At 35.5% G+C, this 25,768-nt stretch carries 27 protein-coding genes and 1 riboswitch; of the genes, 24 read left to right on the top strand and 3 right to left on the bottom strand.

Annotated features, from left to right (window positions below; genetic code table 11):
- Window positions 1-209 precede the first annotated feature (209 nt).
- The 8 genes from rluB to PLX19_RS15390 all read left to right on the top strand — a co-directional run bounded on the left by rluB (window position 210) and on the right by PLX19_RS15390 (window position 8,891).
- Complete coding sequence (gene rluB / locus PLX19_RS15425; RefSeq protein ID WP_272189571.1) at window positions 210-938, top strand: 23S rRNA pseudouridine(2605) synthase RluB; 729 nt, start codon at window positions 210-212, stop codon at window positions 936-938.
- A 120-nt stretch (window positions 939-1,058) separates the two neighbouring features.
- Window positions 1,059-1,580 (top strand): thiol-disulfide oxidoreductase ResA, encoded by a 522-nt coding sequence (gene resA, locus PLX19_RS15420; RefSeq protein ID WP_272189570.1) that lies wholly within the window; start codon window positions 1,059-1,061, stop codon window positions 1,578-1,580.
- A 149-nt stretch (window positions 1,581-1,729) separates the two neighbouring features.
- Window positions 1,730-3,352, top strand: coding sequence for a cytochrome c biogenesis protein ResB (gene resB, locus PLX19_RS15415; protein WP_272189568.1), 1,623 nt, complete (start codon window positions 1,730-1,732; stop codon window positions 3,350-3,352).
- 14 nt (window positions 3,353-3,366) lie between these two features.
- Window positions 3,367-4,524 (top strand): c-type cytochrome biogenesis protein CcsB, encoded by a 1,158-nt coding sequence (gene ccsB / locus PLX19_RS15410; protein WP_272189567.1) that lies wholly within the window; start codon window positions 3,367-3,369, stop codon window positions 4,522-4,524.
- A 415-nt stretch (window positions 4,525-4,939) separates the two neighbouring features.
- Window positions 4,940-5,656, top strand: a complete 717-nt coding sequence (resD, locus tag PLX19_RS15405) for a DNA-binding response regulator ResD (RefSeq protein WP_272189565.1) — start codon at window positions 4,940-4,942, stop codon at window positions 5,654-5,656.
- 32 nt (window positions 5,657-5,688) lie between these two features.
- Window positions 5,689-7,425 carry an ATP-binding protein gene (locus PLX19_RS15400; protein ID WP_272189732.1) on the top strand — a complete coding sequence of 579 codons (1,737 nt, stop codon included), beginning with the start codon at window positions 5,689-5,691 and terminating at the stop codon, window positions 7,423-7,425.
- Between the two features lie 185 nt (window positions 7,426-7,610).
- The gene (locus PLX19_RS15395; protein WP_272189563.1) at window positions 7,611-8,192 is read left to right on the top strand and encodes a cob(I)yrinic acid a,c-diamide adenosyltransferase; all 582 of its coding nucleotides are present in this window, start codon (window positions 7,611-7,613) and stop codon (window positions 8,190-8,192) included.
- An 84-nt stretch (window positions 8,193-8,276) separates the two neighbouring features.
- Entirely contained in the window at window positions 8,277-8,891 is a 615-nt protein-coding gene (locus PLX19_RS15390) for a peptidoglycan DD-metalloendopeptidase family protein (protein ID WP_272189562.1), read from the top strand.
- Window positions 8,892-8,923: 32 nt separating this feature from the next.
- Here PLX19_RS15390 and PLX19_RS15385 read toward each other — a convergent pair whose 3' ends face one another.
- The gene (locus PLX19_RS15385) at window positions 8,924-9,610 is read right to left on the bottom strand and encodes a hypothetical protein (protein WP_272189560.1); all 687 of its coding nucleotides are present in this window, start codon (window positions 9,608-9,610) and stop codon (window positions 8,924-8,926) included.
- Between the two features lie 439 nt (window positions 9,611-10,049).
- Window positions 10,050-10,186: riboswitch (FMN riboswitch) on the top strand.
- A gap of 164 nt (window positions 10,187-10,350) precedes the next feature.
- Between PLX19_RS15385 and PLX19_RS15380 the strand changes: the two genes are divergently transcribed.
- On the top strand, window positions 10,351-10,929 hold the full coding sequence (locus tag PLX19_RS15380) for an ECF transporter S component (RefSeq protein ID WP_272189559.1): 579 nt from the start codon (window positions 10,351-10,353) through the stop codon (window positions 10,927-10,929).
- A gap of 320 nt (window positions 10,930-11,249) precedes the next feature.
- Here PLX19_RS15380 and PLX19_RS15375 read toward each other — a convergent pair whose 3' ends face one another.
- On the bottom strand, window positions 11,250-11,498 hold the full coding sequence (locus tag PLX19_RS15375) for a ferredoxin (protein ID WP_017152544.1): 249 nt from the start codon (window positions 11,496-11,498) through the stop codon (window positions 11,250-11,252).
- A 227-nt stretch (window positions 11,499-11,725) separates the two neighbouring features.
- Here PLX19_RS15375 and PLX19_RS15370 point away from each other — a divergent pair, with 227 nt between their 5' ends.
- The 12 genes from PLX19_RS15370 to PLX19_RS15315 all read left to right on the top strand — a co-directional run bounded on the left by PLX19_RS15370 (window position 11,726) and on the right by PLX19_RS15315 (window position 22,099).
- Window positions 11,726-12,787 carry a helix-turn-helix domain-containing protein gene (locus PLX19_RS15370; protein ID WP_272189731.1) on the top strand — a complete coding sequence of 354 codons (1,062 nt, stop codon included), beginning with the start codon at window positions 11,726-11,728 and terminating at the stop codon, window positions 12,785-12,787.
- Window positions 12,777-14,303, top strand: a complete 1,527-nt coding sequence (locus tag PLX19_RS15365; protein ID WP_272189556.1) for a RecQ family ATP-dependent DNA helicase — start codon at window positions 12,777-12,779, stop codon at window positions 14,301-14,303. Before PLX19_RS15370 ends, PLX19_RS15365 begins: the two co-directional genes overlap by 11 nt.
- Complete coding sequence (locus PLX19_RS15360) at window positions 14,303-14,917, top strand: CPBP family intramembrane glutamic endopeptidase (protein ID WP_272189555.1); 615 nt, start codon at window positions 14,303-14,305, stop codon at window positions 14,915-14,917. Before PLX19_RS15365 ends, PLX19_RS15360 begins: the two co-directional genes overlap by 1 nt.
- The gene (locus tag PLX19_RS15355) at window positions 14,889-15,386 is read left to right on the top strand and encodes a LysM peptidoglycan-binding domain-containing protein (protein WP_272189554.1); all 498 of its coding nucleotides are present in this window, start codon (window positions 14,889-14,891) and stop codon (window positions 15,384-15,386) included. The genes PLX19_RS15360 and PLX19_RS15355 overlap by 29 nt, the downstream gene beginning before the upstream one ends.
- Before the next feature lie 186 nt (window positions 15,387-15,572).
- Window positions 15,573-16,349 (top strand): metallophosphoesterase, encoded by a 777-nt coding sequence (locus PLX19_RS15350; RefSeq protein ID WP_272189553.1) that lies wholly within the window; start codon window positions 15,573-15,575, stop codon window positions 16,347-16,349.
- 26 nt (window positions 16,350-16,375) lie between these two features.
- Entirely contained in the window at window positions 16,376-17,275 is a 900-nt protein-coding gene (locus PLX19_RS15345; protein ID WP_272189551.1) for a MerR family transcriptional regulator, read from the top strand.
- Between the two features lie 77 nt (window positions 17,276-17,352).
- A complete protein-coding gene (locus PLX19_RS15340; protein WP_272189550.1) occupies window positions 17,353-17,958 on the top strand; it encodes a genetic competence negative regulator in 606 nt (201 codons plus the stop codon).
- 248 nt (window positions 17,959-18,206) lie between these two features.
- Entirely contained in the window at window positions 18,207-19,490 is a 1,284-nt protein-coding gene (gene gudB, locus PLX19_RS15335) for an NAD-specific glutamate dehydrogenase (protein WP_272189549.1), read from the top strand.
- 264 nt (window positions 19,491-19,754) lie between these two features.
- Window positions 19,755-19,898 (top strand): hypothetical protein, encoded by a 144-nt coding sequence (locus PLX19_RS15330; RefSeq protein ID WP_272189547.1) that lies wholly within the window; start codon window positions 19,755-19,757, stop codon window positions 19,896-19,898.
- Between the two features lie 254 nt (window positions 19,899-20,152).
- Window positions 20,153-20,386 carry a DUF3961 domain-containing protein gene (locus tag PLX19_RS15325; RefSeq protein ID WP_272189546.1) on the top strand — a complete coding sequence of 78 codons (234 nt, stop codon included), beginning with the start codon at window positions 20,153-20,155 and terminating at the stop codon, window positions 20,384-20,386.
- A 79-nt stretch (window positions 20,387-20,465) separates the two neighbouring features.
- Entirely contained in the window at window positions 20,466-20,996 is a 531-nt protein-coding gene (locus tag PLX19_RS15320; RefSeq protein WP_272189545.1) for a peptidoglycan recognition protein family protein, read from the top strand.
- A gap of 116 nt (window positions 20,997-21,112) precedes the next feature.
- Window positions 21,113-22,099, top strand: a complete 987-nt coding sequence (locus tag PLX19_RS15315) for a YpdA family putative bacillithiol disulfide reductase (RefSeq protein WP_272189544.1) — start codon at window positions 21,113-21,115, stop codon at window positions 22,097-22,099.
- 86 nt (window positions 22,100-22,185) lie between these two features.
- Here PLX19_RS15315 and PLX19_RS15310 read toward each other — a convergent pair whose 3' ends face one another.
- A complete protein-coding gene (locus PLX19_RS15310; RefSeq protein WP_272189543.1) occupies window positions 22,186-23,157 on the bottom strand; it encodes an asparaginase in 972 nt (323 codons plus the stop codon).
- Window positions 23,158-23,353: 196 nt separating this feature from the next.
- Here PLX19_RS15310 and PLX19_RS15305 point away from each other — a divergent pair, with 196 nt between their 5' ends.
- The 3 genes from PLX19_RS15305 (at window position 23,354) to rpsA (ending at window position 25,764) form a co-directional block, all read left to right on the top strand.
- Window positions 23,354-23,527 (top strand): DUF5359 family protein, encoded by a 174-nt coding sequence (locus tag PLX19_RS15305; protein ID WP_272189542.1) that lies wholly within the window; start codon window positions 23,354-23,356, stop codon window positions 23,525-23,527.
- A gap of 210 nt (window positions 23,528-23,737) precedes the next feature.
- A complete protein-coding gene (gene cmk / locus PLX19_RS15300; RefSeq protein ID WP_272189540.1) occupies window positions 23,738-24,415 on the top strand; it encodes a (d)CMP kinase in 678 nt (225 codons plus the stop codon).
- 200 nt (window positions 24,416-24,615) lie between these two features.
- Window positions 24,616-25,764, top strand: a complete 1,149-nt coding sequence (rpsA, locus tag PLX19_RS15295; RefSeq protein ID WP_272189539.1) for a 30S ribosomal protein S1 — start codon at window positions 24,616-24,618, stop codon at window positions 25,762-25,764.
- The last annotated feature ends 4 nt before the right edge of the window (window positions 25,765-25,768 follow it).

Here is a 25,768-nt window from a genome sequence, read left to right as displayed (position 1 = left end):
TGGATTGTTTTTGACAAAATCGTGAACATTTATTGTAAGCAAATGGAAGGGAGTAAATCATAATAAAGAAGAAAAATGTATTTTATTCCTTTATTAGCTTATAAAGGTGGCGATGGTGTTTACGGTAAGTAAGGGTAATTGTCATTAAGGCTAGACAGTTGCCAAGTCCTTCTAATGAAGGTAAGATGAATTTGAGGTGAAGAAGCGAAATGGAACGACTACAAAAGGTAATAGCGCAAGCAGGAATTGCATCGAGAAGAAAGGCAGAAGAACTCATTCAACAAGGTAAAGTTAAGGTTAACGGAAAAGTCGTGACCGAACTAGGAACGAAAGTGAGTGCGCAAGATAAAGTTGAAGTAAACAACATTCCTCTCGAAAAAGAAACGCCTGCTTACTTTTTATTATATAAACCAACGGGTGTTATTTCGAGCGTAACAGATGATAAAGGAAGAAAAGTGGTGACAGATTTCTTTGTGGATATTCCACAGCGTCTGTTTCCGATTGGCCGATTAGACTATGATACATCTGGTTTAATATTAATGACAAATGACGGAGAATTTGCGAACATTTTAATGCATCCAAAGTATAAGGTTGAAAAAACATATGTTGCAAAAGTAAAAGGTCCGCTAACTGGTGAAAAAATTCGTATGTTAGAAAAAGGTGTTATGCTAGAAGAAGGAAAGACGGCGCCTGCACGTGTGAAAATCCTTTCTTGGGACAAGCGTAAAGAGATTGCAATTGTACAATTGACGATTCATGAGGGAAGAAATCGCCAAGTACGTAGAATGTTTGAAGCAGTTGGATGTAAGGTGATGAAATTAAAGCGGGAGCGTTATGCCTTCTTAGAGTTAGGTAATTTACGCCCAGGGGATGCGAGAGAACTATCTCCTCATGAAGTAAAACAACTTCGTGCTCTTGCTTCAACGAAACCGAGATAGTACGGAGTATAGGATATTAGAGCTTCTATCAGTAAAGAGATCTTTGCTGATAGAAGTGAATACATAGAAAAGTTTAGTATGTGCTAAACTTCTTTATTCAGTTAAGGAAGGAGAGACATCGTGAAGAAAAATAGACTATTGTTTCGTGTAATTATTTTGCTCATATTAGGAGGGGCGTTAGGGTTTACGCTATATCAAAACTTTTTTGTTGACAAAGAGAAAGTGCAAGTAGGAAAAGAAGCACCAAACTTCGTTGCTACGGATTTAGAAGGTAAAAAGATTACGTTAAAAGAATTGAAAGGAAAAGGAGTATTTTTAAATTTCTGGGGAACATGGTGTAAACCTTGCGAGAAAGAAATGCCATATATGAATGAACTGTATCCGAAATATAAGGAAAAAGGTGTTGAAATATTGGCATTAGATGCAGACGAAACGGAACTCGCTGTGAAAAATTTTGTGAGTGGGTACGGACTGAAATTTCCTGTAGCCATTGATAAAGGACAAGAAATTTTAAATACATATGGTGTAGGACCGCTGCCGACAACGTTTTTAATTGATAAGGATGGCAAGGTTATCGAAAAAATTACAGGTACACAATCGAAAGAACAAATGGAAGAATACTTAAAGAAAATTACTCCATAGATGAGAAGAGTATGGAAAATCTATTCGTACTCTTCTCTAGTGGAGGTGCTGTACAAGGATTTTTAGTATTTATCTTAAAATTTCTGAGTATTTAGTTAATTCATCTGTAAAACATAGATACATAGAAATAAAAAAAGGCGGTGAAAAATTTGGGACAGGTAAAATGTGATTGTGGTCACGTAAACCCAATCGGTACAATTTTTTGTGAAGCTTGCGGAAAGCCTTTTGAAGATGAGCAGGATGCAAAATTACTAGATATGCGATATGAAGGAAGTGCGCGGCGTTCTATTACGCATACCAAAACAGTGGTAGATAAAATTTGGAGCTTTTTTTCTTCCGTAAAAGTTGGAATATGGCTTATTGTTATTACACTTATCGCGTCTGGAATTGGAACGATATTCCCGCAAGAAATGTATATTCCACCAACTGTCACGCCAGGAGAATATTATGAACAGCAGTATGGTTTCCTTGGGAAATTGTATTATCAATTAGGGTTTAATAACTTATATAGTTCCTGGTGGTATATGATTTTAGTGGCATCTATTGGAATCTCTCTAGTTATATGCAGTTTAGATCGCGTTGTTCCTTTATATAAAGCGCTGAAAAAACAAAGAGTAACAAGACATCCAAGTTTTTTAAAAAGACAGCGATTATATGGAACAGCGCTCGCGACAAAAGAAGAGATTGAATGTATGAAAGAGAACTTGAAAAAGAGGAAATACAAAATTCAAGTGGAAGGGGATAATATTCTAGCAGAAAAAGGTCGTTTTTCACGCTGGGGCCCATATGTTAATCATATTGGTCTTATCATTTTCTTATTTGGAACAATGCTTCGTTTTGTCCCAGGTATGTATGTAGATGCATCACTTTGGCTTCGTGAAGGTGAAACGAAAGAAATTCCTGGAACAGACGGAAAGTATTATTTGAAAAATGAAAAATTTATTAAAGAAGTTTATGATAAAAGTAAAGAAAATGAAGTGTTTAATGATGCGATTGATCGAGTTGGAAATAAGATGATTGCGAAAAATTTTCAAACAAATGCTGTTTTGTATAAAGTAGTTGGGAAAAATGTGGCTGGTGAAGAGCCGAAGCTTGAGAAAGTGAAAGACTATAACATTCGAGTAAATGACCCTCTTAAATTTGATGACTATGCTTTATACCAAATCGATTTTAAAGAAGGTGAATTAAGTAAAATGTCTTTCTTTTTACAAAAGAAAGAAGGCGGTCAAAAATGGGGTCCGATTACAGTTGATTTAGCAAATCCAAAAGAAACATACGATTTAGGAAATGGGTATTCTCTACATTTGTTAAGTTATTTTCCTGACTTTTACTTTGATGAAGGTGGAAAGCCAAATACAAAAACCAAGCTTCCTAACAACCCTGCTTTTGTCTTTAAAATGCTTACGCCTGAAACGCCAAATGGAGAAGTGAGTTTTGTTGGCATTCGACAAAATATAGAGCCTGAAGGCAACAACTTATATAAAATGTCTTTTGCAGGTATCGAAACGCGCAACGTTACAGCGCTTACTGTCCGGAAAGATTTAACACTTTGGGTGATCGCTTTAGGAGGCTTTATTTTTATGGTAGGCGTCATTCAGGGGATGTATTGGAATCATCGTCGTATTTGGGTGCAGCGTGTTGATAATGAATGGTGGATTGCTGGTCATACAAATAAAAATTGGTATGGTTTACGAAAAGAGATTGAAAAAGTGCTAGAAGGGACAAATATCCCGCAGCCAAATGATAAAGTAAATGAGAAAAAAATTAGTTAAGGTGGGGAGAGAGTATGGTCGAAATAAGTAGTAATTTCTTATTTACTGCTTTCGTATTGTATTTAATTGCAACACTGTTCTTTGGGGGAGCGATTAAAGAAAAAGGGCGAAAGTGGGCAAACATCGGGATCACCATCACAATTTTAGGCTTTGCTGCTCAGACAGTTTATTTTATAACGAGATGGATTGCATCAGGACATGCACCGGTTAGTAATTTTTTTGAGTTTGGGACATTTTTTGGGATGATGATGGTCGGTGCGTTTATTATTATTTATTTTATGTATCGGACAAGTATACTTGGCTTATTTGCACTTCCAGTTGCTATTTTACTAATAGCCTATGCAAGTATGTTTCCAAGAGAAATTACACCGCTTATTCCATCATTAAAAAGTAACTGGCTTCATATTCATGTAACAACAGCAGCGGCTGGGCAAGCTATTTTATCGATTAGTTTTATTACTGGTGTTATATATTTACTAAAAAATGTAGATCAGTCAAAAAAAAGCAAGCAAACATTTTGGCTCGAAGCAGTTATTTTTTCGCTTGTTTGTGTAATTGGATTTATAGTAGCGACAACTGCTTTTTCAAGTGCAAAGTATGAAGCGAAGTTTCAATGGGTGAATAAAGATGAGCAGAAAGCAGAAATGGTATATAATTTACCTGCTTTAGTCGGCCCTCATGAAGGAAAGTTAGTTACAGCTAATAAATCTGAGCCAGTAATAGAAACTCCAGCTATTATCAATGCGAAAAAATTAAACACTGTGATTTGGTCAGTATTTGTAGGAACGGGGCTCTATATTCTCCTAAGATTAATTTTACGAAAACGAATAGCCGCAGCGATACAACCTGCAGTAAAGAAAGTTGATAGTGAATTACTTGATGAAATCGGATATCGCTCTGTCGCAATCGGATTCCCAGTCTTTACATTAGGTGCATTAATATTTGCGATGATATGGGCACAAATTGCATGGACGCGTTTTTGGGGATGGGATCCAAAAGAGGTTTGGGCACTTATTACTTGGCTCTTTTATGCAGCGTTTTTACATTTACGTTTATCGAAAGGGTGGCATGGTGAAAAATCAGCGTGGCTTGCAGTAATAGGCTTTGCAATTATTATGTTTAACTTTGTAGTAGTAAACTTAGTGATTGCAGGTTTGCATTCGTATGCATAACAAGTATTGGAGTGCAACGAATTTTATTGTGTAGTTCATTATTGCGGTATAAAATAGGAAGGTGACTGTCACTTTCCTATTTTAATTTTGTTAATTTCTTTTCTTTTTTGAGAAAAACATGACAAAGTATGGAGTGATTTTGTAAAATGATGTCGAGGACAACTTGTATAGTTCAGAGAAAATACATATTTTCGGGAAAAATATGAACATATTTTGTTATTTGTGTGAAACATAATGCAAAGGTGAACTTTCCAATCGTGGCGAGGTTTGTTTGTGAAAAGTTATTTCACTTTAACAGGAAATTACGGCTAGCATGTGTCCTATTAATTTAACTAATTCTCATAAGGGAAGTTTGACTGTATTGAAGAAAGGTAGGTGTGAACCGTTGTGACGTATATGTGTACAGCGGATAGCCATGGAAAATGAACTAAAGATTTTAATTGTAGATGATGAAGATCGTATCCGTCGTTTGTTAAAAATGTATTTAGAGAGAGAGCAGTACATCATTGATGAAGCTGACAATGGAGAAACGGCTTTAGAAAAAGCATTGCAAAATGATTATGATCTTATTCTTTTAGACATTATGATGCCTGGAAAAGATGGTATTGAAGTTTGTAAAGGGATTCGTGAGAAAAAGGCAACGCCAATTATTATGTTAACGGCAAAAGGAGAAGAAATAAATCGAGTGCAAGGATTTGAAGTGGGCACAGATGATTATATCGTAAAGCCGTTTAGCCCACGTGAAGTTGTGTTGCGTGTAAAAGCTGTACTCCGTCGTTCTGTTACAACAACATTCTTTACGCAAGATACAACAACAAAAGATGTTACTGTATTCCCGCACTTAACAATTGATAATGATGCACATCGTGTTACAGCGGATGGAGAAGAAGTGAATTTAACACCAAAAGAATATGAATTATTACTATTTTTAGCGAAGGCACCAGATAAAGTGTTTGACCGTGAACAATTATTAAAAGAAGTATGGCAGTATGAATTTTTCGGTGATTTACGTACGGTTGATACGCACGTAAAGCGTTTACGTGAGAAATTAAGTAAAAAATCAGCAAATGCAGCGAAAATGATTGTAACAGTATGGGGTGTTGGTTACAAGTTTGAGGTTGTGAACGATTGATGCTTTGGAAAAGTGTTGTTGGGAAGTTATGGATGACCATTTTACTCCTTGTTTCTTTCGTACTGGGATTTGTCGCTATTTTACTTTCTCAGTTTTTCGACAATTATTATGTAACGATGGGAGAAACAAGGCTGACAAATGTTGCGACGAGCGTTTCTGAATTAATAGAAGAGGGGGCGGATGAGAAGACGATAGAACATATCGCATATAAATTCGCTGACCCGCTTTCGCGGATTATTATTATCAAAGAGGATGATAAAGTATCTGCATCTCCGACTCAACGAGGGTTGGTAACATTAACATTAGATGATTTAAAACATGACAAAGAGTTACAAGCTGTATTTACAGAACGTAAAAAGGTTCAAAAAATAAAAAGCGTCCCAGATGAAAAAAACAAAAAAAATCATGAAAATGATATTATGGTCGTTGGTGTTCCGTTAAAGTCATCAAAAGATGGTGCAGTTTTTGTATATCAATCGTTACAAGTACCAAAACAGGGAATAGAGAAATCGACAGATTTTATCTTTTTATCTGCGGGAATTGCAATTATTTTAACAACATTCTTTGCGTTTTTCTTATCAACTCGAATTACAGCACCGCTGCGTAAAATGCGTGAAGTAGCTTTTGAAGTAGCGCGCGGGAAGTTTGATGCAAAGGTACCAATGGTTTCGCAAGATGAAATCGGTGAATTGGCAACAGCTTTAAATCAAATGGGGAAACAATTGAAGTTTAATATGAATGCCCTGCAGCAAGAAAAAGAACAGCTTTCTAGCATTTTAAGTAGTATGGCCGATGGTGTTATTACGTTAAATCAAGAAGGAGAAGTTGTAGTAATTAATCCGCCAGCGGAGCGTTTCTTACAAGTATGGCATGAAGAAAAAGAGATAGAGTTAAGCGTAAGTTTACCATCTGAGCTTGTTGAATTATTCCATTTAGTTGTAGAAAGTGAACAAGAGCAAGTTGTGGAAATTAATTTAGAAAAAGGAAATTATGTTGTATTGATGACACCGCTATACAATCAGACAAAGATTCGAGGGGCTGTTGCGGTACTTCGTGATATGACAGAAGAGCGCCGTCTTGAAAAAATGCGAAAAGATTTTATTGCAAATGTCTCGCATGAATTACGTACACCGATGGTTATGCTGCAAGGATATAGCGAAGCAATTTTAGATGACATTGTTCAGACGAAAGAAGAAGTGCATGAATTTGTGCAAATCATTTATGATGAATCTGTTCGATTAGGGCGTCTTGTGAATGAGTTATTAGATTTAGCTCGAATGGAGAGCGGTCATGTAGAATTACATATATCAGAGGTAGATGTTGTTCCATTTGTGGAAAAGATTGCACGGAAATTTCAAGGGATAGCAAAGGAAAAAGAAGTACAATTACTAGTTGATTTTCGAACTTCCATAATGCAGCATTCTTTTGATCCTGATCGAATGGAACAAGTGTTAACAAATTTAATTGATAATGCGTTGAGGCATACAAATACTGGCGGTAAAGTATCGCTTATAATTGATGAGAAAAATAACGGAATTGTATTCGAAGTATCAGATTCTGGAGTTGGTATTCCAGAAGAGGATATTCCGTTCTTATTTGAGCGTTTTTATAAAGCAGATAAAGCTCGTACACGCGGGAAAACGGGTGGTACAGGCTTAGGGCTTGCAATTGCAAAAAATATTGTGCGAGGACATGAGGGTAAAATAACAGTGTCGAGTGTAGTAGGTAAGGGGACAACATTCTCTGTCTATTTACCATCAGGAGTATGATGAAAAGCTTATCTTTTTGATAAGCTTTTTTCATAAAATGAAACTGTGAGCAGTGCGGTTTGTATTCTTTAATGAGCACCAATTGAATTTTTCAAGGCAAATATCTCTTGTCTATTTTCTCTACATCTTGGTTAGTAGCAGGAATATTTGTATAGTAAAAAATACATAAGAGAAGGGGGGAAAGTATGAAGCTTTATACAAAAACAGGAGATAAAGGTCGAACAAGTCTTATTGGAGGACGCGTAGATAAAGATGATTTGCGTGTGGAGGCATACGGAACACTTGATGAGGTGAATTCGTTTATTGGGCATGCAATGTCACGATTGCAAGGTGAATTATTTCTAGACATTTATCAAGAACTTGAAAAAATTCAACATGAGTTGTTTGATTGCGGTGGAGATTTAGCGATTGTAAAGAAAAAAGTTCCGTATAAAGTAACGGAGGATATCATCACCTTTCTAGAGGAAAGAATTGATGTATATATAAAAGAAGCACCACCGTTGGAACGTTTTGTTTTACCAGGAGGTAGTGAAGGAGCAGCAATTATTCATATCGCTCGTACTGTTACAAGAAGAGCAGAACGGTGCATCGTTTCTTTAAAGAAACAAGATGAGATAAATGAACATGTTTTACAATACGTAAATCGATTATCGGATTATTTATTTGCAGTTGCGAGAGTTGTGAATGCTCGTTCTCATGTAAATGATGTAGAATATGAAAGAAGTGCGATTGTGTTTCGAGATGAGGTAGAAAAGAAAGAGAAATAGACTCTTTCTTTTTTTGTATACTTTTTTCTATAATCAACCACAATAGAAAAAGTGTGGTCGATTATAGAAAACGGAGGATTTACAATGAGAGCTTTAAAGATTATATTGTTTTTCTTTTGTGTTTTTTTTATAGGACAAGCAGAAGGTGCTGCTGAAGAAAAACAATGGACGTGGCCAGTAGAGGGACGTATTAGTGATTACTTTGGAACGAGAAATGGAAAGCATTTTGGAATTGATATTGCTGCACCAATAGGCACTTCAATTGTAGCTATGCAAGGTGGCGTTGTAACGAAATCTTATTTTTCTGACAGTTACGGTCATGTTGTATTTATTAAACATAGAGATTATGAAGCTGTATATGCACATATGAATAAACGACTTGTGAGAGAGGGAGAAGAGATTTTGCAAGGGCAATTAATAGGACAGGTAGGGAATACAGGACAATCCAATGGTGCGCACTTACATTTAGAAATTCATAAAGGGTCTTGGACAATAGCAAAAACATATGCGGTTAATCCGTTGCAAATGCTTGGGGAAAAACAAAATACGGTAGCATCTGCCTCTGTATATGTTGTACAAAAAGGGGATACACTAGTGAGTATTGCTAAGAAGTTTGGCACAACTGTTGGAGAATTGAAAGTGAAAAATCACTTACAAAAAGATAATATTTTCCCGTCGCAAAAATTACATATCAATTGAAAAAGAGCTAGGAAGGCTAGCTCTTTCGCTTGTTACCAAAAAATAAAGAGGCAAATAAATCCGGCAATAGCTAAATAGCTATAATAATAAAATACTTTCGCTCTTGTTTTCTCTTCTGTTCTAAATAAGACGATAGTAGGTTCAATAAGGCCGATAATTAAACAAAGTAGACCGAGAAACATACAGCCGAGGGATAGTGAATACAAGGCGATTTGGAAGACTGGAAATGGAACAATAATTTTTAATATAAACGCAATTAGTGCAGTGTAGCAAATTGTTCCAATATACATATTTAATGTTGTGTTAGAACGGTAACCTGGCAGTTTTTTTAAAAATGGTCTAGAAACAATCTCTATTTCTAAGGATGTATTAGTTTGAATGATTTTTTCTGCCTTTTTTCCTTGATGAAACAAAGAAAGGATCCAATTTCGCTCTCCCTGAAAGACGAACTGGCTTTTTGTTAAATAATGATCGATTTTGACTTTTTTCCAGCTTTTCCATGGGTGTCGTTCGCAAAGCTTTAGTTTACTGTCTGAGTTTTTATCATATTGGTATATGCTAATTCCGTGTTTATCAAAGGCAGCATAATATGTATCTCTTGAGAATTTTCCTGAGTCAACAGGACAATAGAACAGTAATTCTTTTTTTAAATAGAAATATTCTTTGCGAAGATTTTTTTTCATAACTTCTTGAATTGATTGTTTTTTTTCTTTACTCATGACATTTCCTCCATTGTAAGAAAATGCTGTTTTCTTAACAATATCATATATTATCACTTTCACATATGAATGGCTAGAGAATTACCAACATTAAGGGACAAACACGAAAAAACGTTCTTTTTTGTCATATTATTTACTAGTCGTTAGAATGTCATGCAATTATTAAGATTTGACTATATAAAGTTTAATAAGAAGTATATAAATAATAATTAAAAAATCCCGTATTTTCAGATAGGCTAGAGGATTTGGATATGATTAGAGACGGTCAGAGCTTTTTTGTCACATGCAGGGATGAAAACAAAATGAGAAAGTGGGTACAAGTCGTCATGTTTTGTTCTATTTAGAGGCGGAAAGTGTTGCACAATGTGAATGAAAAAGAAGCATTTTCATTCACATTGTTTTAAAGTTGTTGTATAATGATGAGGAAAATAGAATATCGGTCTATCTTCGGGGCAGGGTGAAAATCCCGACCGGCGGTGATGAACACATGTATTTGTTCTAAGCCCGCGAGCCGTTAAGGCAGGATTTGGTGCGATTCCAAAGCCGACAGTACAGTCTGGATGGGAGAAGATGGAGGTTCAAACGTTCAAAAAAGATAAGTGCTTGAACGTCTATTTGATGTGCCTAAAATTTCTCCCTTTGCGTTTCAGATGCAAAGGGTTTTTTCATGGTAGAATATTTGGGCATAGCAGAACCTTTCCACTTTCCATGAGATGATCGATGGAAAAGGAGAGAGAAATATGAAACAACAGAAAAGTGTAGTAAAAATGATGAGCATTGCGATGCTAAGTAGCATTGCGTATTTGCTAATGATGTTGGATTTTCCATTTCCAGGGTTACCACCGTTTTTGAAAATTGATTTTAGTGATGTTCCAGCATTAATTGTAGCAATTATTTTTGGACCGCTTTCAGGTGTAATTGTAGAAGCGATTAAAAACGTTCTTTATTATGTCATCCATGGAAATTTAACGGGAGTGCCAGTAGGGGAAGTGGCGAATTTTATCGCTGGATGTCTCTTTATTCTTCCAGCATCTATTTTGTTCCGTAAACATCGCACAATTAAAAGCTTAACAACTGGATTGATGTTAGGTGCAATTTGTATGACACTTATTATGAGTGTACTAAATTATTTCATCATTTTACCAGCATACACTTGGTTCTTGGGTCAACCTGCTATGTCTAGCGGTGCAATGCGTCAAATGATTGTGGTGGCAATTTTACCTTTTAATTTAATTAAAGGAATTATCGTAACAATTGTTTTTGTTCCTTTATTTTCTAGATTAAAAGTATGGGTGTTTGCAAAAATGGAAAATGCATAAAGTGAAACTTTAATCAGTGGGGGGGCTTCATCCCCCACTGATTATTAGCCCTCACCAATTGGGCGCACGCCAGCAGTTTATCTCCCACCGAACATTCTAGCCACTGGAACTGGACAATGCTTTCGCCGAATTTTGAGGTGGGAGTATGACTGCCCGCGAATAGCGGGATAAATAAAAGATTTGGCATTAGTGGATATTTTTCTGCTAATGCTTTTTATTCTGTAAAAGTCTGATTGCTGAGAGGTTTTCATTTGTTTAGAAGGGGAATTATTTTTTACTCAAAAAAATAACCCTCATTTTTTGAGGGTTATTTCTGGAGACTATTCAAATTTTAATGCGTCGCCGTCGAATGCTTCGTCTGCCACTTTAATAGAATCTGTTGGGCAACCTTCAAATGCATCCATCATATCATCGATTAATACGTCTGGAATTTCAACGATACCTTGGTTATCGTCTAATGTTACGAATGCAATACCTTCATCATCGTAATCATAAATATCTGGTGCAGCAGCTCCGCAAGCTCCACATGCAATGCAAGTATCTTTATCAACAATTGTATATTTTGCCATCTTTGAATTACCTCCTCGAGAATATGTATAAAAAAACACTGATAAAAATTCTAATCCTATTGTAAAACGGTTTTTATAACTTTTCAATACAAAATTATAATGATAATGCTTATCAATTAAAATTGTCAACTAATTTCTTTAGTCATTCATGGTGTTTTTAAAATATCTAAATAAGTTGCATTTTGTTACAATGGAAGTAGAAGTAGAGTGAAAGGATGGAAGCGGCATTGCAGCTACAATATACTGTACTATACTGTTTAAAGCAATTAAAAGGTGAACGGACAGTTTCTTCCATTTATCACCTTTTAAAAGGAAAGCGTTCTTCACAAACATTTCAGGATGGGAATATGTTTTATCTTTCTTTTTTATTTGGTGTATATAAATCTTTAAGACGTCATGATTATGATAAACAGATTGAAACATTATTAAACGCACAACTTATTACATGTGTACATGAAAATACTTACATTTTATCTGAAGTAGGAGAGAAACAATTAAATGAATGGGAGAAAACATTCTATTTCCCGAAACATTTACATGGCCTGCAATACGGTGAACTTGGAGAGAGTTTTTGGAAAAGATTATCCTTAATTATACAAACTGTATCAAATTTGCAACAACAATATGTGAAATTTACTCCAATTCAACAAGATACAGAAATTACGATATGGGTAAAACGATTTATTATGAGCTCCTCTGTTTCAAGAGAACATTTAGCGCAACAGTTATATAAAGAAATAAGTTTAATATTAAAAAATGTGACTTCTTTAGAAGCAACAATTTTTGTGTACCGTCTCACAGGGTACCGACGTATTGGTTATACAACAAATCAGCTTGGAGATATGATGAAGCAAGAGGCACTTCGCATATACTTTTTATTTTGGGGAACAATTCATTTCATCATTCAACAAGTGCATAATCATAAGCAACAGTTTCCATTGTTAACAGAAATCATTGCGTATCCAAATGAAAAAGCAGATTTATTTAGTATATCAACACAAAAAACGTATCAATTATGGAAACAAGGAAGAAATATGGAAGAAATTGCGCGGATAAGGAAATTGAAAGTTGCAACAATTGAAGATCACATTGTAGAAATTGCATTACGTGAGAAAGAATTTCAGGTGGAGCAATTTATAGAAAAAGAAAAAATGAAGCAAATACAGAACATGATTGAGAAGTTACAAACACGGAAGCTGCGAATATTAAAACAAGCAGCCGGAGAGCATGTTTCCTATTTTGAGATTCGTCTTGTATTAGCGCGAGTAGGGGGATTACATGAGACTTGAAGATATTTTATATCAGTGGTTTGGCTACCGAACATTTCGCCCTGGGCAAAAGGAAGTCGTTGCAGATTTATTAAAGGGAGACTCTGTTGTAGCGATGCTGCCAACTGGAGGCGGAAAATCGCTTTGTTATCAGCTGCCAGGTCTTGTACAAGATGGAACGGTACTGATTGTTTCGCCATTATTGTCATTAATGGAAGATCAGGTTACACAATTAAAATATATAGTGAAAAATCAAGTTATAGCTCTTAATAGCTTTCGTACAATAATAGAAAAAAAAGAAGCGATGCGGCAGTTGCGTTCCTATAAATTTATATTTGCATCTCCTGAAATGTTGCAATCAGATATGTTGCTAAAAGAACTACGAAAAATTCATATTTCTTTATTTGTTGTGGACGAAGCACATTGTATTTCTCAATGGGGATATGATTTTCGAACAGATTATAAAAAGCTAGATCAAGTTATTGCATCAATGGGTTACCCACCCGTTCTAGCTTTAACAGCGACAGCTACGAAAGAAGTATTACAAGATATTATCGAAAGCTTACATTTGAAAGATGTGAAGCAGCACTTATATTCGATTGATCGTCCTAATATCGCTATGAAAATCGAATTTGTAGAAACAATTCAAGAGAAAAAAGAATCATTATTATCTTATGTGAAATATTTACAAGGGCCTGGGGTCATTTATTGTTCAAGCCGGGCTTGGACTGAACGCCTTGCGGCGTATTTAAGAGACCAAGGTATTGATGATGTTGCATATTATCACGGGGGAATGGAACACGAAGAACGGATGTTAATTCAGCAACAATTTATGAACGATCAACTGCAAATTGTTGTCTGTACAAGTGCATTTGGTATGGGAGTAAATAAGCAAAATACACGATATATTATTCATTTCCATTATCCAATCAATATAGAATCTTATTTACAAGAAATTGGACGAGCAGGCCGTGATGGAGAACCGAGCATTGCTATTTTGTTATGTAGCCCGCTTGATCATGATTTGCCGCTCTCCATTATTGAAGAAGAATTACCAAATGAACAACAAATTCGTTTTTTATTTTCTTTATTGCGAGAAACAACGTCACAAACGAAAGCGTTATCGTTAGAGGATATAGAAGATATTTGCTATAATGCAGCGGGGTTAAATGAACAATACTGGAGATTTATTCGATATCATTTCGAAAAAATGAAAATCATACAACAAAGGCAATTGATGACTGAATTCTTGTCAGATGAGGCTGAGCAGAAATTGATTACAGAAGTGAGAACGCGGCTTAATAATAAATATGGCCAACTAGAAACGATGAAAGAATGGATATGGCGAACAGATTGTAAAAGAGAAGCAATTCTTTCCCAATTTGGATATGCAAAGGAAATACAGCCGGAAAATTGCTGTAATCATTGTGGGATTCATATGGAAGATTATAAAAAAAAGCAAGCGAGACAACCTATTTTCGACTATAATTGGGAAACAGAGTTACAATTGCTTTTCGGATTTAGAGGGAAGGAATGATGGATATACGCAAGAAAAGTATTGAAGACATAAGCCCAAAAGAAATCCGACTGAATTTATATATTACACAAGCAATTGTTATATGTGTGGGAATACTATTAGCGTATACATTCTTTCCGAGTATGGATACATTTTGGGATTTGTGGTCCTGGGATTTTTCATCTGTTTTTTTTATAGGTGGAGGAGTAGCTTGTATTATTATTTTGTTGGATTATATTGCAATGCATCTTTTTCCCGAATCGTGGTTTGATGACGGTGGGATCAATGATCGCATGTTTCAAGGTATGTCTGTTTTTCAAGTGTTGGCTGTTACTCTTTTAATTGGAACAGCAGAAGAATTTTTATTTCGTGGTGTGATACAAACATATTTTGGTTTAATGTTTGCGAGTGTGGTATTTGCCGTTTTACATGTTCGCTATATTACTAAGCCGTTTTTATTTTGTTTTGTATTGCTGATTAGTATTGTATTTGGTTATGTGTTTCAATATACAGGGAATTTATTAATTACAATTTTTGCGCATTTTTTAGTCGATTTCATAATGGGGTTACAATTAAGAAATCAAACGAAAGATGGTGGTGACCAAGATGACGACGAGGCAGACAACAGAGTTTGAAGAGAATATGGAAGAGTCAACGCAAACAGAAATAGAAGGTTTACCGCCGCGTAGTGAAGTTCATAAAGACAAAAAAGAAAAAAAATCAAAATTTAAAATAAAGCATTTTTTTGTTCGGATTTTAACAGTATTGTTTATCCTTCTTCCGATTGGGATTTTGTGGTATACGGAGCGTTATATTGTAGAAAAAAACGGGAAATCAAGTGCTGATTCTGAACATAGTGCATTTGAAATTATTTTTTACAATTCGAAAAAGAAAACAAATCATGAATCAAAGTCATCCTCATCAGAGACATTTCAGTTTCATACAGTAAAAGAAGGAGAAACTTTGGAAGAGATTGCAAAGAAATATTTTCCGAACGAAGATGGAATAGCGATTATAAAGAAATACAATGAAGTAGCAGGAGAATTAGAGCCAGGACAGGTGTTGAAAATTCCGAAGAAGACAGAATCAGAACAGAACAAGTAAAAAGGAACTTTGATTCTGCTATTCGCAGACAGTAAGCCCCCCAGCTCATGATTATGAGGAATTTGAAGAAGAGAGGTGGGGGATAACTGCTCTGTCGTATCAATCTTATTTTTACAGAAAGTAATTGTTCTCTCTTCATAAATTGATGTAGTTATATTCTGTTAAGAAGAAAGATGGGGAAAGAGTATGACATGGGTAGTGTTAGGTTGTTTCATTATATGTATTGTAATTGTTTGTTTTATTATGATGTATAGAGAAGCGATACGTGATACATTGGTAGAGCACATCATAACATTTGCGAATTTTCCAATTAGTTTTGGAGAAGTTCGAATTTTTTTTATTTCAGATATTCACAGAAGAGTGGTATCTCAATCTTTAATACAGAAAGTAAAAGGAAAAGTAGATCTTGTTATTATAGGTGGGGATCTAGCGGAACGAGGAGTACCTTTATCACGAGTAGCTGATAATATTAAACGGTTAAATGAAATTGGACAAGTATATTTTGTTTGGGGTAATAATGACTATGAAATTGATTTTCACGAATTAGACGCGTTACTTCTTCAAAATGGCGTGAAAATTTTAGACAATACAGGGACTTTATTTGAATCGGAGCTTGGAGAAAAAATATGGTTACTAGGTGTTGATGATGTGGGTTTGAAGCGTGATCGATTAGATTTAGCATTAGCAGATTGCGAAGAAAAGGGCTTCCGCATACTTGTGAGCCACAATCCTGATATTTTATATAAATTAAATGGAACGGAACGTATTTCCTGTATACTAAGTGGTCATACGCACGGTGGACAAATTCGGTTATTTCATGCTACAAGTTTTTTGAAAGGTGGCATTTATGAATATCCACATACAACTTTGTTTGTAAGTAATGGTTATGGAACAACATTTGTACCATTACGGTTTCGAGCTCCTGCACAAACGCATTTGATTACATTACGAAGAAAAGATTGACGCTGTTTTTTAAGGTGGGAAGATATATGCCAAATTCAACCGGTAAATATAATATTAAAGCCATTTCCAATATGCTCGGGATACATCCAGGAACATTGCGGGCTTGGGAAAGGCGATATCAAATCATTACACCGAAGCGTAATGATGCTGGACATCGTTTATATACGGAAGAACATGTTCAAATTTTTAAATGGCTTATTAATAAACTGAATCAAGGTTTTACCATTGGACAAGCAGTAAGTTTATTAGAAAATAATCAATTACAAAATCACAATTTATTAGAAAAAGAATATAATAAAGTAGAACTTTTAGTAGACGATATCTTGTATTCTTTGTTAAAATTTGATGAAATACAAGCTCTCGAATTATTGAACGAAGCTTTTAGCATTTTTTCTATAGATAAAGTGATTACAGATGTGTTCATAAAATTACTGGTCAAGTTAAGAGAGAAACGCTTGAATGAAAAAATAACTAGTGCAGAGGAACAATATGCAATTTCTCTTTTACAATCACGTATAGGAGCGATTTATTATAGTATACCCGCGAATACAGGAACATCGAAGGTGCTTTCTATATGTGTTCCAGGAGAAATACAAGCTCTCGAATTATTTATTTTTACAACATATTTACGCCGAAAAGGTTATCCAACAATTTATATTGGGACAGGCATGGAAGAAGCCGGCATTCATGATGTAATTACACGAGTAAATCCTAAATTGCTGTTTATTTCTTGTACAATGCAAGAAAATATAATGGCAAGTGTTCAACTTGCAAAGAGATTGCATGAGCAATATAAAAATCTTTCTATCGGACTTAGCGGTTTTGCTTTTAGGTTTGCTTGTAATGAAGAAAAAGAAGAGATTTGTAATTTGTTTGTTGGGGATACGACAGAAGAGTGGGATGAATGGTTAAAAATGTCAGAATAGTTGTTCGAAGAGAACCATCTATTTTCTGTTTCATATAATAAAAATTAGATGCAACGGTTGCGTAAGGAGGTTACGGGATGAGGCTGGAACGTTTAAATTATAATAAAATAAAAATCTTTCTAACGTTCGATGATTTGTCAGAACGTGGGCTCACGAAGGAAGATTTATGGAAAAATGCTCCTAAAGTACAACAACTATTTCGAGATATGATGCAAGAAGCAAATAAAGAGCTCGGCTTTGAAGCGGATGGTCCAATTGCAGTGGAAGTGTTCTCATTACAGGCACAAGGTATGGTTGTTATTGTTACAAAAGAAAATCAAGAGTTAGATACGGAAGAAGAATTTCAAGATGAATTTATTGAAATGCAAGTTACTCTTGATGAGAGTGAGCATATATTATACGAATTTACTTCGTTAGAAGATATAATTGCATTAGCTGGGCGTTTATATAGTCTTGGAGTTACAGGCGGAAAGCTTTATGGTTGGCAAGACCGTTTTTATTTATGGTTAGAAGAAGAGACAACTACGTTATTGAAAGAAGATATGATTGCTATTTTAGCAGAGTTTGGTAGCTCTTCTACAATTACAATTTATCGAATGATGGAATATGGAAAAGAGCTTATGGCGAATGACGCAATTAAACAAATCCACAAATACTTTATCGCAAAAGAAAACCTCAGCTAAGTGATATAGTTGAGGTTTTCTTTATATAAAGTATTTAAACATTATATTATATAAAAAAATATTAACTTTTTACGTATTTCGCTTTTCTAAAAACAACATAAATACTATAATGATATTGAAAACGTTTGCAAAAATAAAAAACGTTTGCATATATTTGTTAGCGTTTTCTCTTGCATTCCTATTTTAAGAGTGTATACTAGGCAATGAAGGTTTACTAAACAAGTGAAATTACAGGGGGTTTACTTACTATGGTAGCCGAAAAGGGAGCTCAAACACAAACACAACAAAGAGAACAACATTTTGAACTGTTGAATTCGACGCAAATTGTTATTAAAGAAGCCTTAGAAAAATTGGGTTATCCAAACGAAGTATATGAATTACTTAAAGAACCGATTCGTATGATGACAGTGAAGATTCCAGTTCGAATGGATGATGGAACTGTTAAAATATTTACAGGATATCGCGCTCAGCATAATGATGCTGTTGGTCCGACAAAGGGTGGTATTCGCTTCCATCCGAATGTAACGGAAAATGAAGTGAAAGCACTTTCAATTTGGATGAGCTTGAAATGTGGTATTGTTGACCTACCATACGGTGGTGGTAAAGGTGGTATCGTTTGTGATCCACGTGAAATGTCTTTCCGTGAGTTAGAAAGATTAAGCCGTGGCTATGTAAGAGCAATTAGTCAAATTGTAGGGCCAACAAAAGATATTCCAGCTCCAGATGTATTTACAAATTCACAAATTATGGCATGGATGATGGATGAATATAGCCGCATTGACGAATTTAATTCACCTGGATTTATTACAGGGAAGCCACTTGTATTAGGTGGATCTCATGGACGTGAAACAGCGACTGCAAAAGGTGTAACAATTTGTATTCGTGAAGCAGCGAAGAAGCGTAATATTGATATTAAAGGTGCACGTGTTGTTGTACAAGGATTCGGAAATGCAGGTAGCTTCTTAGCGAAGTTTATGCACGATGCGGGAGCAAAGGTAATCGCGATTTCAGATGCTTACGGTGCACTTCATGATCCAAACGGTCTAGACATTGATTATTTATTAGATCGTCGTGATAGCTTCGGTACAGTAACGAAATTGTTCAATAATACAATTTCAAATAAAGAGTTATTAGAACTAGATTGTGATATTTTAGTTCCAGCTGCTATTGAAAACCAAATTACAGAAGAAAATGCAGCAAATATTAAAGCGAAAATTGTTGTAGAAGCAGCAAACGGTCCTACAACGTTAGAAGCAACGAAAATTTTAACAGAACGTGGCATTTTACTTGTTCCAGACGTATTAGCAAGTGCTGGCGGTGTAACAGTTTCTTACTTTGAGTGGGTACAAAATAACCAAGGTTACTACTGGACAGAAGAAGAAGTAGAAGCTCGTTTAGAAAAAGTAATGGTAAGCTCGTTTGATTCTATTTACGAAACAGCGCAAATTCGTAAAGTGGATATGCGTTTAGCAGCTTATATGGTTGGGGTTCGTAAAATGGCAGAAGCAAGTCGTTTCAGAGGCTGGGTATAAAGTGAAACTTCCATCAGCGGGGGGCTTCTTCATCCCACCACTGATGGTTAGTTGAACCAATCGGGCTTTTACGGGCAGTTATCCCCCCTATCTTCTTCGATTTTCTCTCAATCTTGAGGTGGGGGTTTTACTGCCCGTTAATGCGGGATAAACCGATTATTGATTATGAAAACCGCAATTTCCTCAAAGGAAGTTGCGGTTTTTTGTCGTAATTAGATTGCAAGATCAAGTGAAAGTTGCATTCGTTTTTCTACTGATGGTTAGTTGAAGCAATTTAGAAAAGGTGATAAGGGAAAGTGGGGGAGCGTAGTGCAAGTAGATCTAATGAAACGAGTGGTTGAATTAGAACAACAAATTATGAATTTAGAAAAGAAGTTAGAGGAAAAATATCGCCTCTTCAGCTGCTAGGAGAAGCACTTGCTTCTCTATTATTCGGAATATTTATTATCGGTCCACTCATTGTAGGTGTATGCGCAATCGTTGTATTGATTGTGAGTTACATGAACTTGTAAAAAATAAAAAAGAACACTTGTTCTGCCAGAACGTTCGTGCTATACTCTCCTTAGATAGAAAAACGGGAATAAAGTGAAAGTTCCACAGTGAGAAATTTATTCGTTATTCATTGATGGGAAGCATTTGCTAATTATAAAGGAGAGATTTTAATGAAAACGACTGCAGAACAACGTTTTATGATGCCAACACATGTAGTGGAGCGAGTTGAAAGTTTACGTAAGAAGGATGTGAAAGGATCTTCCTTCTTACATACAGTGAATCGTTTTTTTGGTTTAGAAACGAAGCAGGATGAAATTTGGTTTTATGGTTTCTATACTGTGGTGGTAAGTATGCTATTATTTATGGTATTTGTTTCAAATATGATGGATTTTCTGTTTTCATAATAATGTTTGCGATAGGGACACATCATCTGAATACATATAAGATTAGGGAGATTATTCTATAAGAGCGGAGATGATGTGAATGGCGAAATTTCCTATACAGCGAAATTATATTAAACATGGAAGCTCAAGGTCAGGCCTGCCACTTTCAAAAGTTCGCTTTATTGTCAGTCATGATACAGGGAATCCAGGTAGTAATGCGATTGGAAATCGAGATTATTTTAATGAAGTGCAACCGAAAGCTTCAGCTCATACATTTATTGATGATAAAACCATACTTGAGATTATTCCAATCAATGAAGTAGCCTATCATGTTCGATACAACGTTCCAATAGATAATGATATATATGGTTACAATGCTAATAGCGCAGCAATTGGTGTTGAACTTTGCTACGGTGGTAATATAAATTTTTGGGATGCGTATACACGTTTCACTTGGTATCATGCCTATTTGTGTCATAATTTTGGATTGAATCCAAGGACAGACATTGTTTCACATAAAAAACTTGATCCTACACGTAAAATTGACCCGGAACGTGTATTAAATATTCAAGGTATACCTTTTAAGCAGTTTTTAGCAGACGTCTATCGCATGTACGTATCGTATAGATGACAAATATATGAAAAATGAATACAATGAAGATAGGTGCCTACTGCTGAAAGTAGGTTTTTTCTTGTTTTTAATTGTTTATTTGAATAGAGAGTAGAAAATTAGGAGTTGAGCCTTACATGCAAAAGGAAATAGCAATTATCATCGGTGGCGGGCCGTGTGGATTAGCGGCAGCGATTGCGATGCAAAATGTTGGAATTAATCCACTTGTGATTGAAAAAGGGAATATTGTAAATGCAATCTATAATTATCCAACACACCAAACGTTTTTTTCCTCTAGTGAAAAACTAGAAATTGGTGGAGTAGCATTTATTACAGAAAATCGTAAGCCTGTTAGGAATCAAGCATTAGCATATTATCGAGAAGTAGTGAGACGGAAACATGTACGTGTGAACGCGTTTGAACGAGTAGAAGAAGTGCGGAAGGAAGAAGATACTTTCCTTGTTCAAACGTTAAAGGGTGACGGCGAGCGAGAGAGGTACAATGCAAAATATGTTATTATTGCAACTGGATATTATGACAATCCTAATTACATGAATGTTCCTGGAGAAGAGTTAAAAAAAGTAATGCATTATTTCAAAGAAGGACATCCTTATTTTAATCGCGACGTTATCGTGATAGGGGGAAAGAATTCAAGTATAGACGCGGCGTTAGAGCTTGTAAAATGCGGAGCACGTGTGACAGTTTTATATCGTGGTCAAGTATACTCTCCAAGTATTAAACCGTGGATTTTACCAGAATTTGAAGCGTTAGTGCGGCAAGGAACGATAAAAATGGAATTTAGTGCACATATAAAAGAAATTACAGAACATACAGTCACATATACAGTGGGAATCGAAGAATATACGGTTTTAAATGATTTTGTCTTTGCTATGACAGGTTATCATCCAGATCACAGTTTTTTAACAAAAATGGGTGTAGAAATTGACTCTGAAACAGGAAGACCACTGTATAACGAAGAAACGATGGAAACGAATGTGGAAGGGATTTTTATTGCAGGTGTTATTGCTGCTGGTAATAACGCAAATGAAATTTTTATAGAAAATGGTCGATTTCATGGGGATGCCATTGCGAAACTTATTGCAGATCGAGAACAGAAAAATTAGTAAGAACGGTAATAAATGAAAAACACCTCCGTCTAATTCGTAGGCTTAAGAATTAGACGGAGGTGTTTTTTCGTTATAATCAAATTTTAATGTTTAAACATAGATTGAATCTCAGCTTGTTCTTTTGTTACTTCTAGTGCAACAAGTAGCTTAATACGAGCCTTTTGAGCATTTAAACCATATGTGAAGATAATGCCCATATTTTTTAATTGTTTGCCGCCGCCCTCGTACGAATATACATCTTGGACAATTCCATTAAAGCAACGAGAAACAAGAACAACTGGAATATCTTTATCTATCAAACGTTGCAAGGCAGGAAGTGTATGCGGTGGTAAGTTTCCCTGGCCAAGTGCTTCGATAATGATCCCGTCAACTGGCAATTGCTCAATTGCAGCCAACAATGTTTCATCCATACCAGCATACGCTTTTAAGATAACAATATTTTTGGTAATTTGTGTGACAGCATATTTTTCATGATGCACTAATGCGTGATGGAAGACAACACCACGCTTTGTTACCATTCCAATTGGTCCGTATTGTGGACTTTGGAATGTTGCTACGTTACTTGTATGTGTTTTTGTCACATTCGTTGCACAGTGAATTTCATCGTTTAATACGACAAGAACGCCTTTTCCCTTTGCCTCTTCACTACTCGCAACTTTTACGGCTGACAAAAAGTTATATAAACCATCTGCTCCTAACTCATTACTTGAGCGCATTGCTCCTGTAACGACAATTGGAACATCGGCTTGGACAGTTAAGTCAAGAAAATAAGCTGTTTCTTCTAGTGTGTCTGTTCCGTGTGTAATGACAACACCTTGCACGTTATCGTTTTTAACCTTCTCGTCAATCATGACTTGTAATTGCAGCATTTCATTAGGTGTCATGTGAGGAGATGGAAGATGAAAGACATCTTCAACAATTAAATCGATATCTTCTTCTAAATTTGGAATGAATTTTAAAAGTGGATTTTGTGCGCCCGGTTGAACAACTCCAGTTTCTTTATCTTCTTCCATCGCAATTGTTCCACCTGTGTGTAAAACAAGAATTTTTTTCAATGCCTTTACCCCTCTCCAATCAATGCAAATACATTAAGAACATAACATGATTTGACTGGATTCGACAATGAAAAAGTATAAAACTGCTAAGCAATAATCACAATGAAAATAAAGTGAAACTTCCCTCTGTAAGGTCTTACTGCCTGTCAACAGGTGTCTGTTAGAGCGGAATGATAAGGAAAAGGAGATGTAGGTTTTGAAAACAATAGAGAAAATTTTAATTTGGTTACTTATTGGCCAATGTTTTTGTCTGTGTATTGTCCAATTGCTTTTAACAGAGGAAAACATAGCGAAATATGTATCGAAAGTTGTCTATTATGAAGGAGTTACAAAAGGGGTTATTACAAATATTTTAGAAGTAAATCAATAGTTTTTTCATTTGCTTCTAAGAAAGAGTGTGCTACAATAGTTGAGGACTTGAAACAGGGTAAAGTGAAACGGTTATTAGTGGAAAAAGCTGATCGTTAATGGAACCAATCGGATTTTTACTTCCTGTTAATGTAAAATGAAACAATGATGAGAGAAGCAGGGAATACCTGCTTTTCCTTCTGTTTTTATAAGTGAAAAATGGGGTGTTACAATGGAGAAACAAATTTCAATTGCAATTGATGGCCCGGCTGCTGCAGGGAAAAGTACGGTTGCTAAAATTGTTGCTAAAAAATTGTCTTATGTTTATATTGATACGGGTGCAATGTATCGTACTGTAACATATGCGGCATTAGAGCAAGGTATTGATATTGAAAATGAAACAAAATTAATGGGGATAATTAGGGATATAGACATCTCATTTCAGCATGCAGAAAATGCACAGCTTGTCTTTTTAAACGGAGAAGATGTATCAGAAGTGATTCGCACACCAGAAGTAACAAATCGCGTATCAATTGTGGCGAGACATCGCCTTGTGCGTGAAGAAATGGTACGTCGTCAGCAAGCCTTAGCAGAAAAAGGCGGCGTTGTAATGGACGGACGTGATATTGGGACGCATGTATTACCGAATGCGGAAGTGAAAATTTTTATGCTAGCTTCTGTTGAAGAGCGAGCTGAAAGAAGACATTTAGAAAACACACAAAAAGGATTTTCTTCTAACTTAGAACAATTAAAAGAAGAAATTGCGCGCCGTGATAAATTAGACTCTGAACGTGAAGTGTCTCCATTAAAGAAAGCTGAGGATGCAATTGAATTAGATACAACGTCTTTATCGATTGAAGAAGTCGTTCAAAAGATTATGGATATTGTATCGGCAACGTCCGCAAAATAAAGGAAGGGGGAAACCTCTTCCTTTATTTTTGTTTCTGTGTGGTAATAAGGAGACAAATTCCTTGACAAATTCATCGATTTGTTAGAAGTTAGTAAAAGAGAGTATTTTCTAAATATTTTACATACATGCAAATGGAAGCCATTGTTTCCATTTCGTATATACATAAAGATGCTTTACCATTTTAGTAGGGAGGTATTTCCATGGTAGAAAAAATGAATGAAGAAGTTGTAAACGCAAAGGCATTACAGGTAGGGGATATTGTTACAGGTACAGTAACTAAAGTTGAAGAAAAGCAAGTATTTGTAAATGTTGGGTACAAAACTGATGGTGTTATTCCAATTAGTGAATTGGCGAATGTTCATATTGAAAAAGCAAGCGATGTTGTAGAAGCAGAACAAACTCTTGAATTGAAAGTAATTAAATTAGAAGATGATGATTTAGTGTTGTCTAAACGTGCAGTAGATGCAGAAAAAGCATGGGAAGTATTGCAAGGACAATTTACATCAGGTGAAGTATTTGATGTAACAATTAAAGATATCGTTAACGGAGGTCTAGTTGTTGACCTTGGTGTTCGTGGCTTTATTCCAGCTTCGCTTGTAGAGATGCATTATGTAGAAGATTTTACTGATTATAAAGGAAAAACATTGGCAGTAAAAATTGTAGAATTAGACCGCGAGAAAAATCGTGTGATTCTTTCTCATAAGGCAGTAGTAGAGCAAGAGTTAGACAAGAAGAAAAAAGAAGCAGTTTCTTCTTTACAAGCAGGTGATGTTGTAGAGGGAACGGTTCAACGTTTAACTGACTTCGGAGCATTTGTAAATGTTGGCGGTGTAGATGGCTTAGTTCATATTTCTCAAATTTCTCATGATCGTGTAGAACAACCATCTGATGTATTAACAGAGGGACAAACTGTAAAAGTAAAAGTGTTATCTGTTGATGCTGATACGCAGCGTATTTCTTTATCTATGAAAGCGGTGCAACCAGGTCCATGGTCGAATGTTTCAAATCAAGTAAAAGTAGGCGATTTATTAGATGGGAAAGTAAAACGTCTTGTTACTTTCGGAGCGTTCGTTGAGATTTTTCCTGGCGTAGAAGGACTTGTTCACGTGTCACAAATCGCAAACCGTCATGTGAAAAATCCGAATGAGGTATTAAACATCGGACAAGGTGTGCAAGTAAAAGTATTAGAAGTTCATTCAGAAGAAAAACGTATTTCTTTAAGTATAAAAGAAGCGCTTGAAGAAAATAATGTAACAGAAGATTATAGTAAATATGAACCAACTTCTGAGTCTGCAACATTCCAATTAGGTGATATTATTGGAGAGAAGTTAAAAAATTTAAAGAAATAATGAG

The organism is Bacillus sp. BP-3 (genome assembly GCF_028401955.1).
In the GTDB taxonomy this organism is placed as follows: domain Bacteria; phylum Bacillota; class Bacilli; order Bacillales; family Bacillaceae_G; genus Bacillus_A.
The sequence above is the reverse complement of the archived record's forward strand: the minus strand, read 5'-3'. Positions and strand labels throughout refer to the sequence as shown.

What these genes read in the sequence shown, in the direction of transcription:
- rluB (WP_272189571.1), top strand. Translation starts at nt 210, where the DNA reads ATGGAACGACTACAAAAGGTAATAGCGCAAGCAGGAATTGCATCGAGA.
- ccsB (WP_272189567.1), top strand. Translation starts at nt 3,367, where the DNA reads ATGGTCGAAATAAGTAGTAATTTCTTATTTACTGCTTTCGTATTGTAT.
- resD (WP_272189565.1), top strand. Translation starts at nt 4,940, where the DNA reads ATGGAAAATGAACTAAAGATTTTAATTGTAGATGATGAAGATCGTATC.
- PLX19_RS15400 (WP_272189732.1), top strand. Translation starts at nt 5,689, where the DNA reads ATGACCATTTTACTCCTTGTTTCTTTCGTACTGGGATTTGTCGCTATT.
- PLX19_RS15395 (WP_272189563.1), top strand. Translation starts at nt 7,611, where the DNA reads ATGAAGCTTTATACAAAAACAGGAGATAAAGGTCGAACAAGTCTTATT.
- PLX19_RS15390 (WP_272189562.1), top strand. Translation starts at nt 8,277, where the DNA reads ATGAGAGCTTTAAAGATTATATTGTTTTTCTTTTGTGTTTTTTTTATA.
- PLX19_RS15385 (WP_272189560.1), bottom strand. Translation starts at nt 9,610, where the DNA reads ATGAGTAAAGAAAAAAAACAATCAATTCAAGAAGTTATGAAAAAAAAT.
- PLX19_RS15380 (WP_272189559.1), top strand. Translation starts at nt 10,351, where the DNA reads ATGAAACAACAGAAAAGTGTAGTAAAAATGATGAGCATTGCGATGCTA.
- PLX19_RS15375 (WP_017152544.1), bottom strand. Translation starts at nt 11,498, where the DNA reads ATGGCAAAATATACAATTGTTGATAAAGATACTTGCATTGCATGTGGA.
- PLX19_RS15365 (WP_272189556.1), top strand. Translation starts at nt 12,777, where the DNA reads ATGAGACTTGAAGATATTTTATATCAGTGGTTTGGCTACCGAACATTT.
- PLX19_RS15360 (WP_272189555.1), top strand. Translation starts at nt 14,303, where the DNA reads ATGGATATACGCAAGAAAAGTATTGAAGACATAAGCCCAAAAGAAATC.
- PLX19_RS15355 (WP_272189554.1), top strand. Translation starts at nt 14,889, where the DNA reads ATGACGACGAGGCAGACAACAGAGTTTGAAGAGAATATGGAAGAGTCA.
- PLX19_RS15350 (WP_272189553.1), top strand. Translation starts at nt 15,573, where the DNA reads ATGACATGGGTAGTGTTAGGTTGTTTCATTATATGTATTGTAATTGTT.
- PLX19_RS15345 (WP_272189551.1), top strand. Translation starts at nt 16,376, where the DNA reads ATGCCAAATTCAACCGGTAAATATAATATTAAAGCCATTTCCAATATG.
- PLX19_RS15340 (WP_272189550.1), top strand. Translation starts at nt 17,353, where the DNA reads ATGAGGCTGGAACGTTTAAATTATAATAAAATAAAAATCTTTCTAACG.
- gudB (WP_272189549.1), top strand. Translation starts at nt 18,207, where the DNA reads ATGGTAGCCGAAAAGGGAGCTCAAACACAAACACAACAAAGAGAACAA.
- PLX19_RS15325 (WP_272189546.1), top strand. Translation starts at nt 20,153, where the DNA reads ATGAAAACGACTGCAGAACAACGTTTTATGATGCCAACACATGTAGTG.
- PLX19_RS15320 (WP_272189545.1), top strand. Translation starts at nt 20,466, where the DNA reads ATGGCGAAATTTCCTATACAGCGAAATTATATTAAACATGGAAGCTCA.
- PLX19_RS15315 (WP_272189544.1), top strand. Translation starts at nt 21,113, where the DNA reads ATGCAAAAGGAAATAGCAATTATCATCGGTGGCGGGCCGTGTGGATTA.
- cmk (WP_272189540.1), top strand. Translation starts at nt 23,738, where the DNA reads ATGGAGAAACAAATTTCAATTGCAATTGATGGCCCGGCTGCTGCAGGG.
- rpsA (WP_272189539.1), top strand. Translation starts at nt 24,616, where the DNA reads ATGGTAGAAAAAATGAATGAAGAAGTTGTAAACGCAAAGGCATTACAG.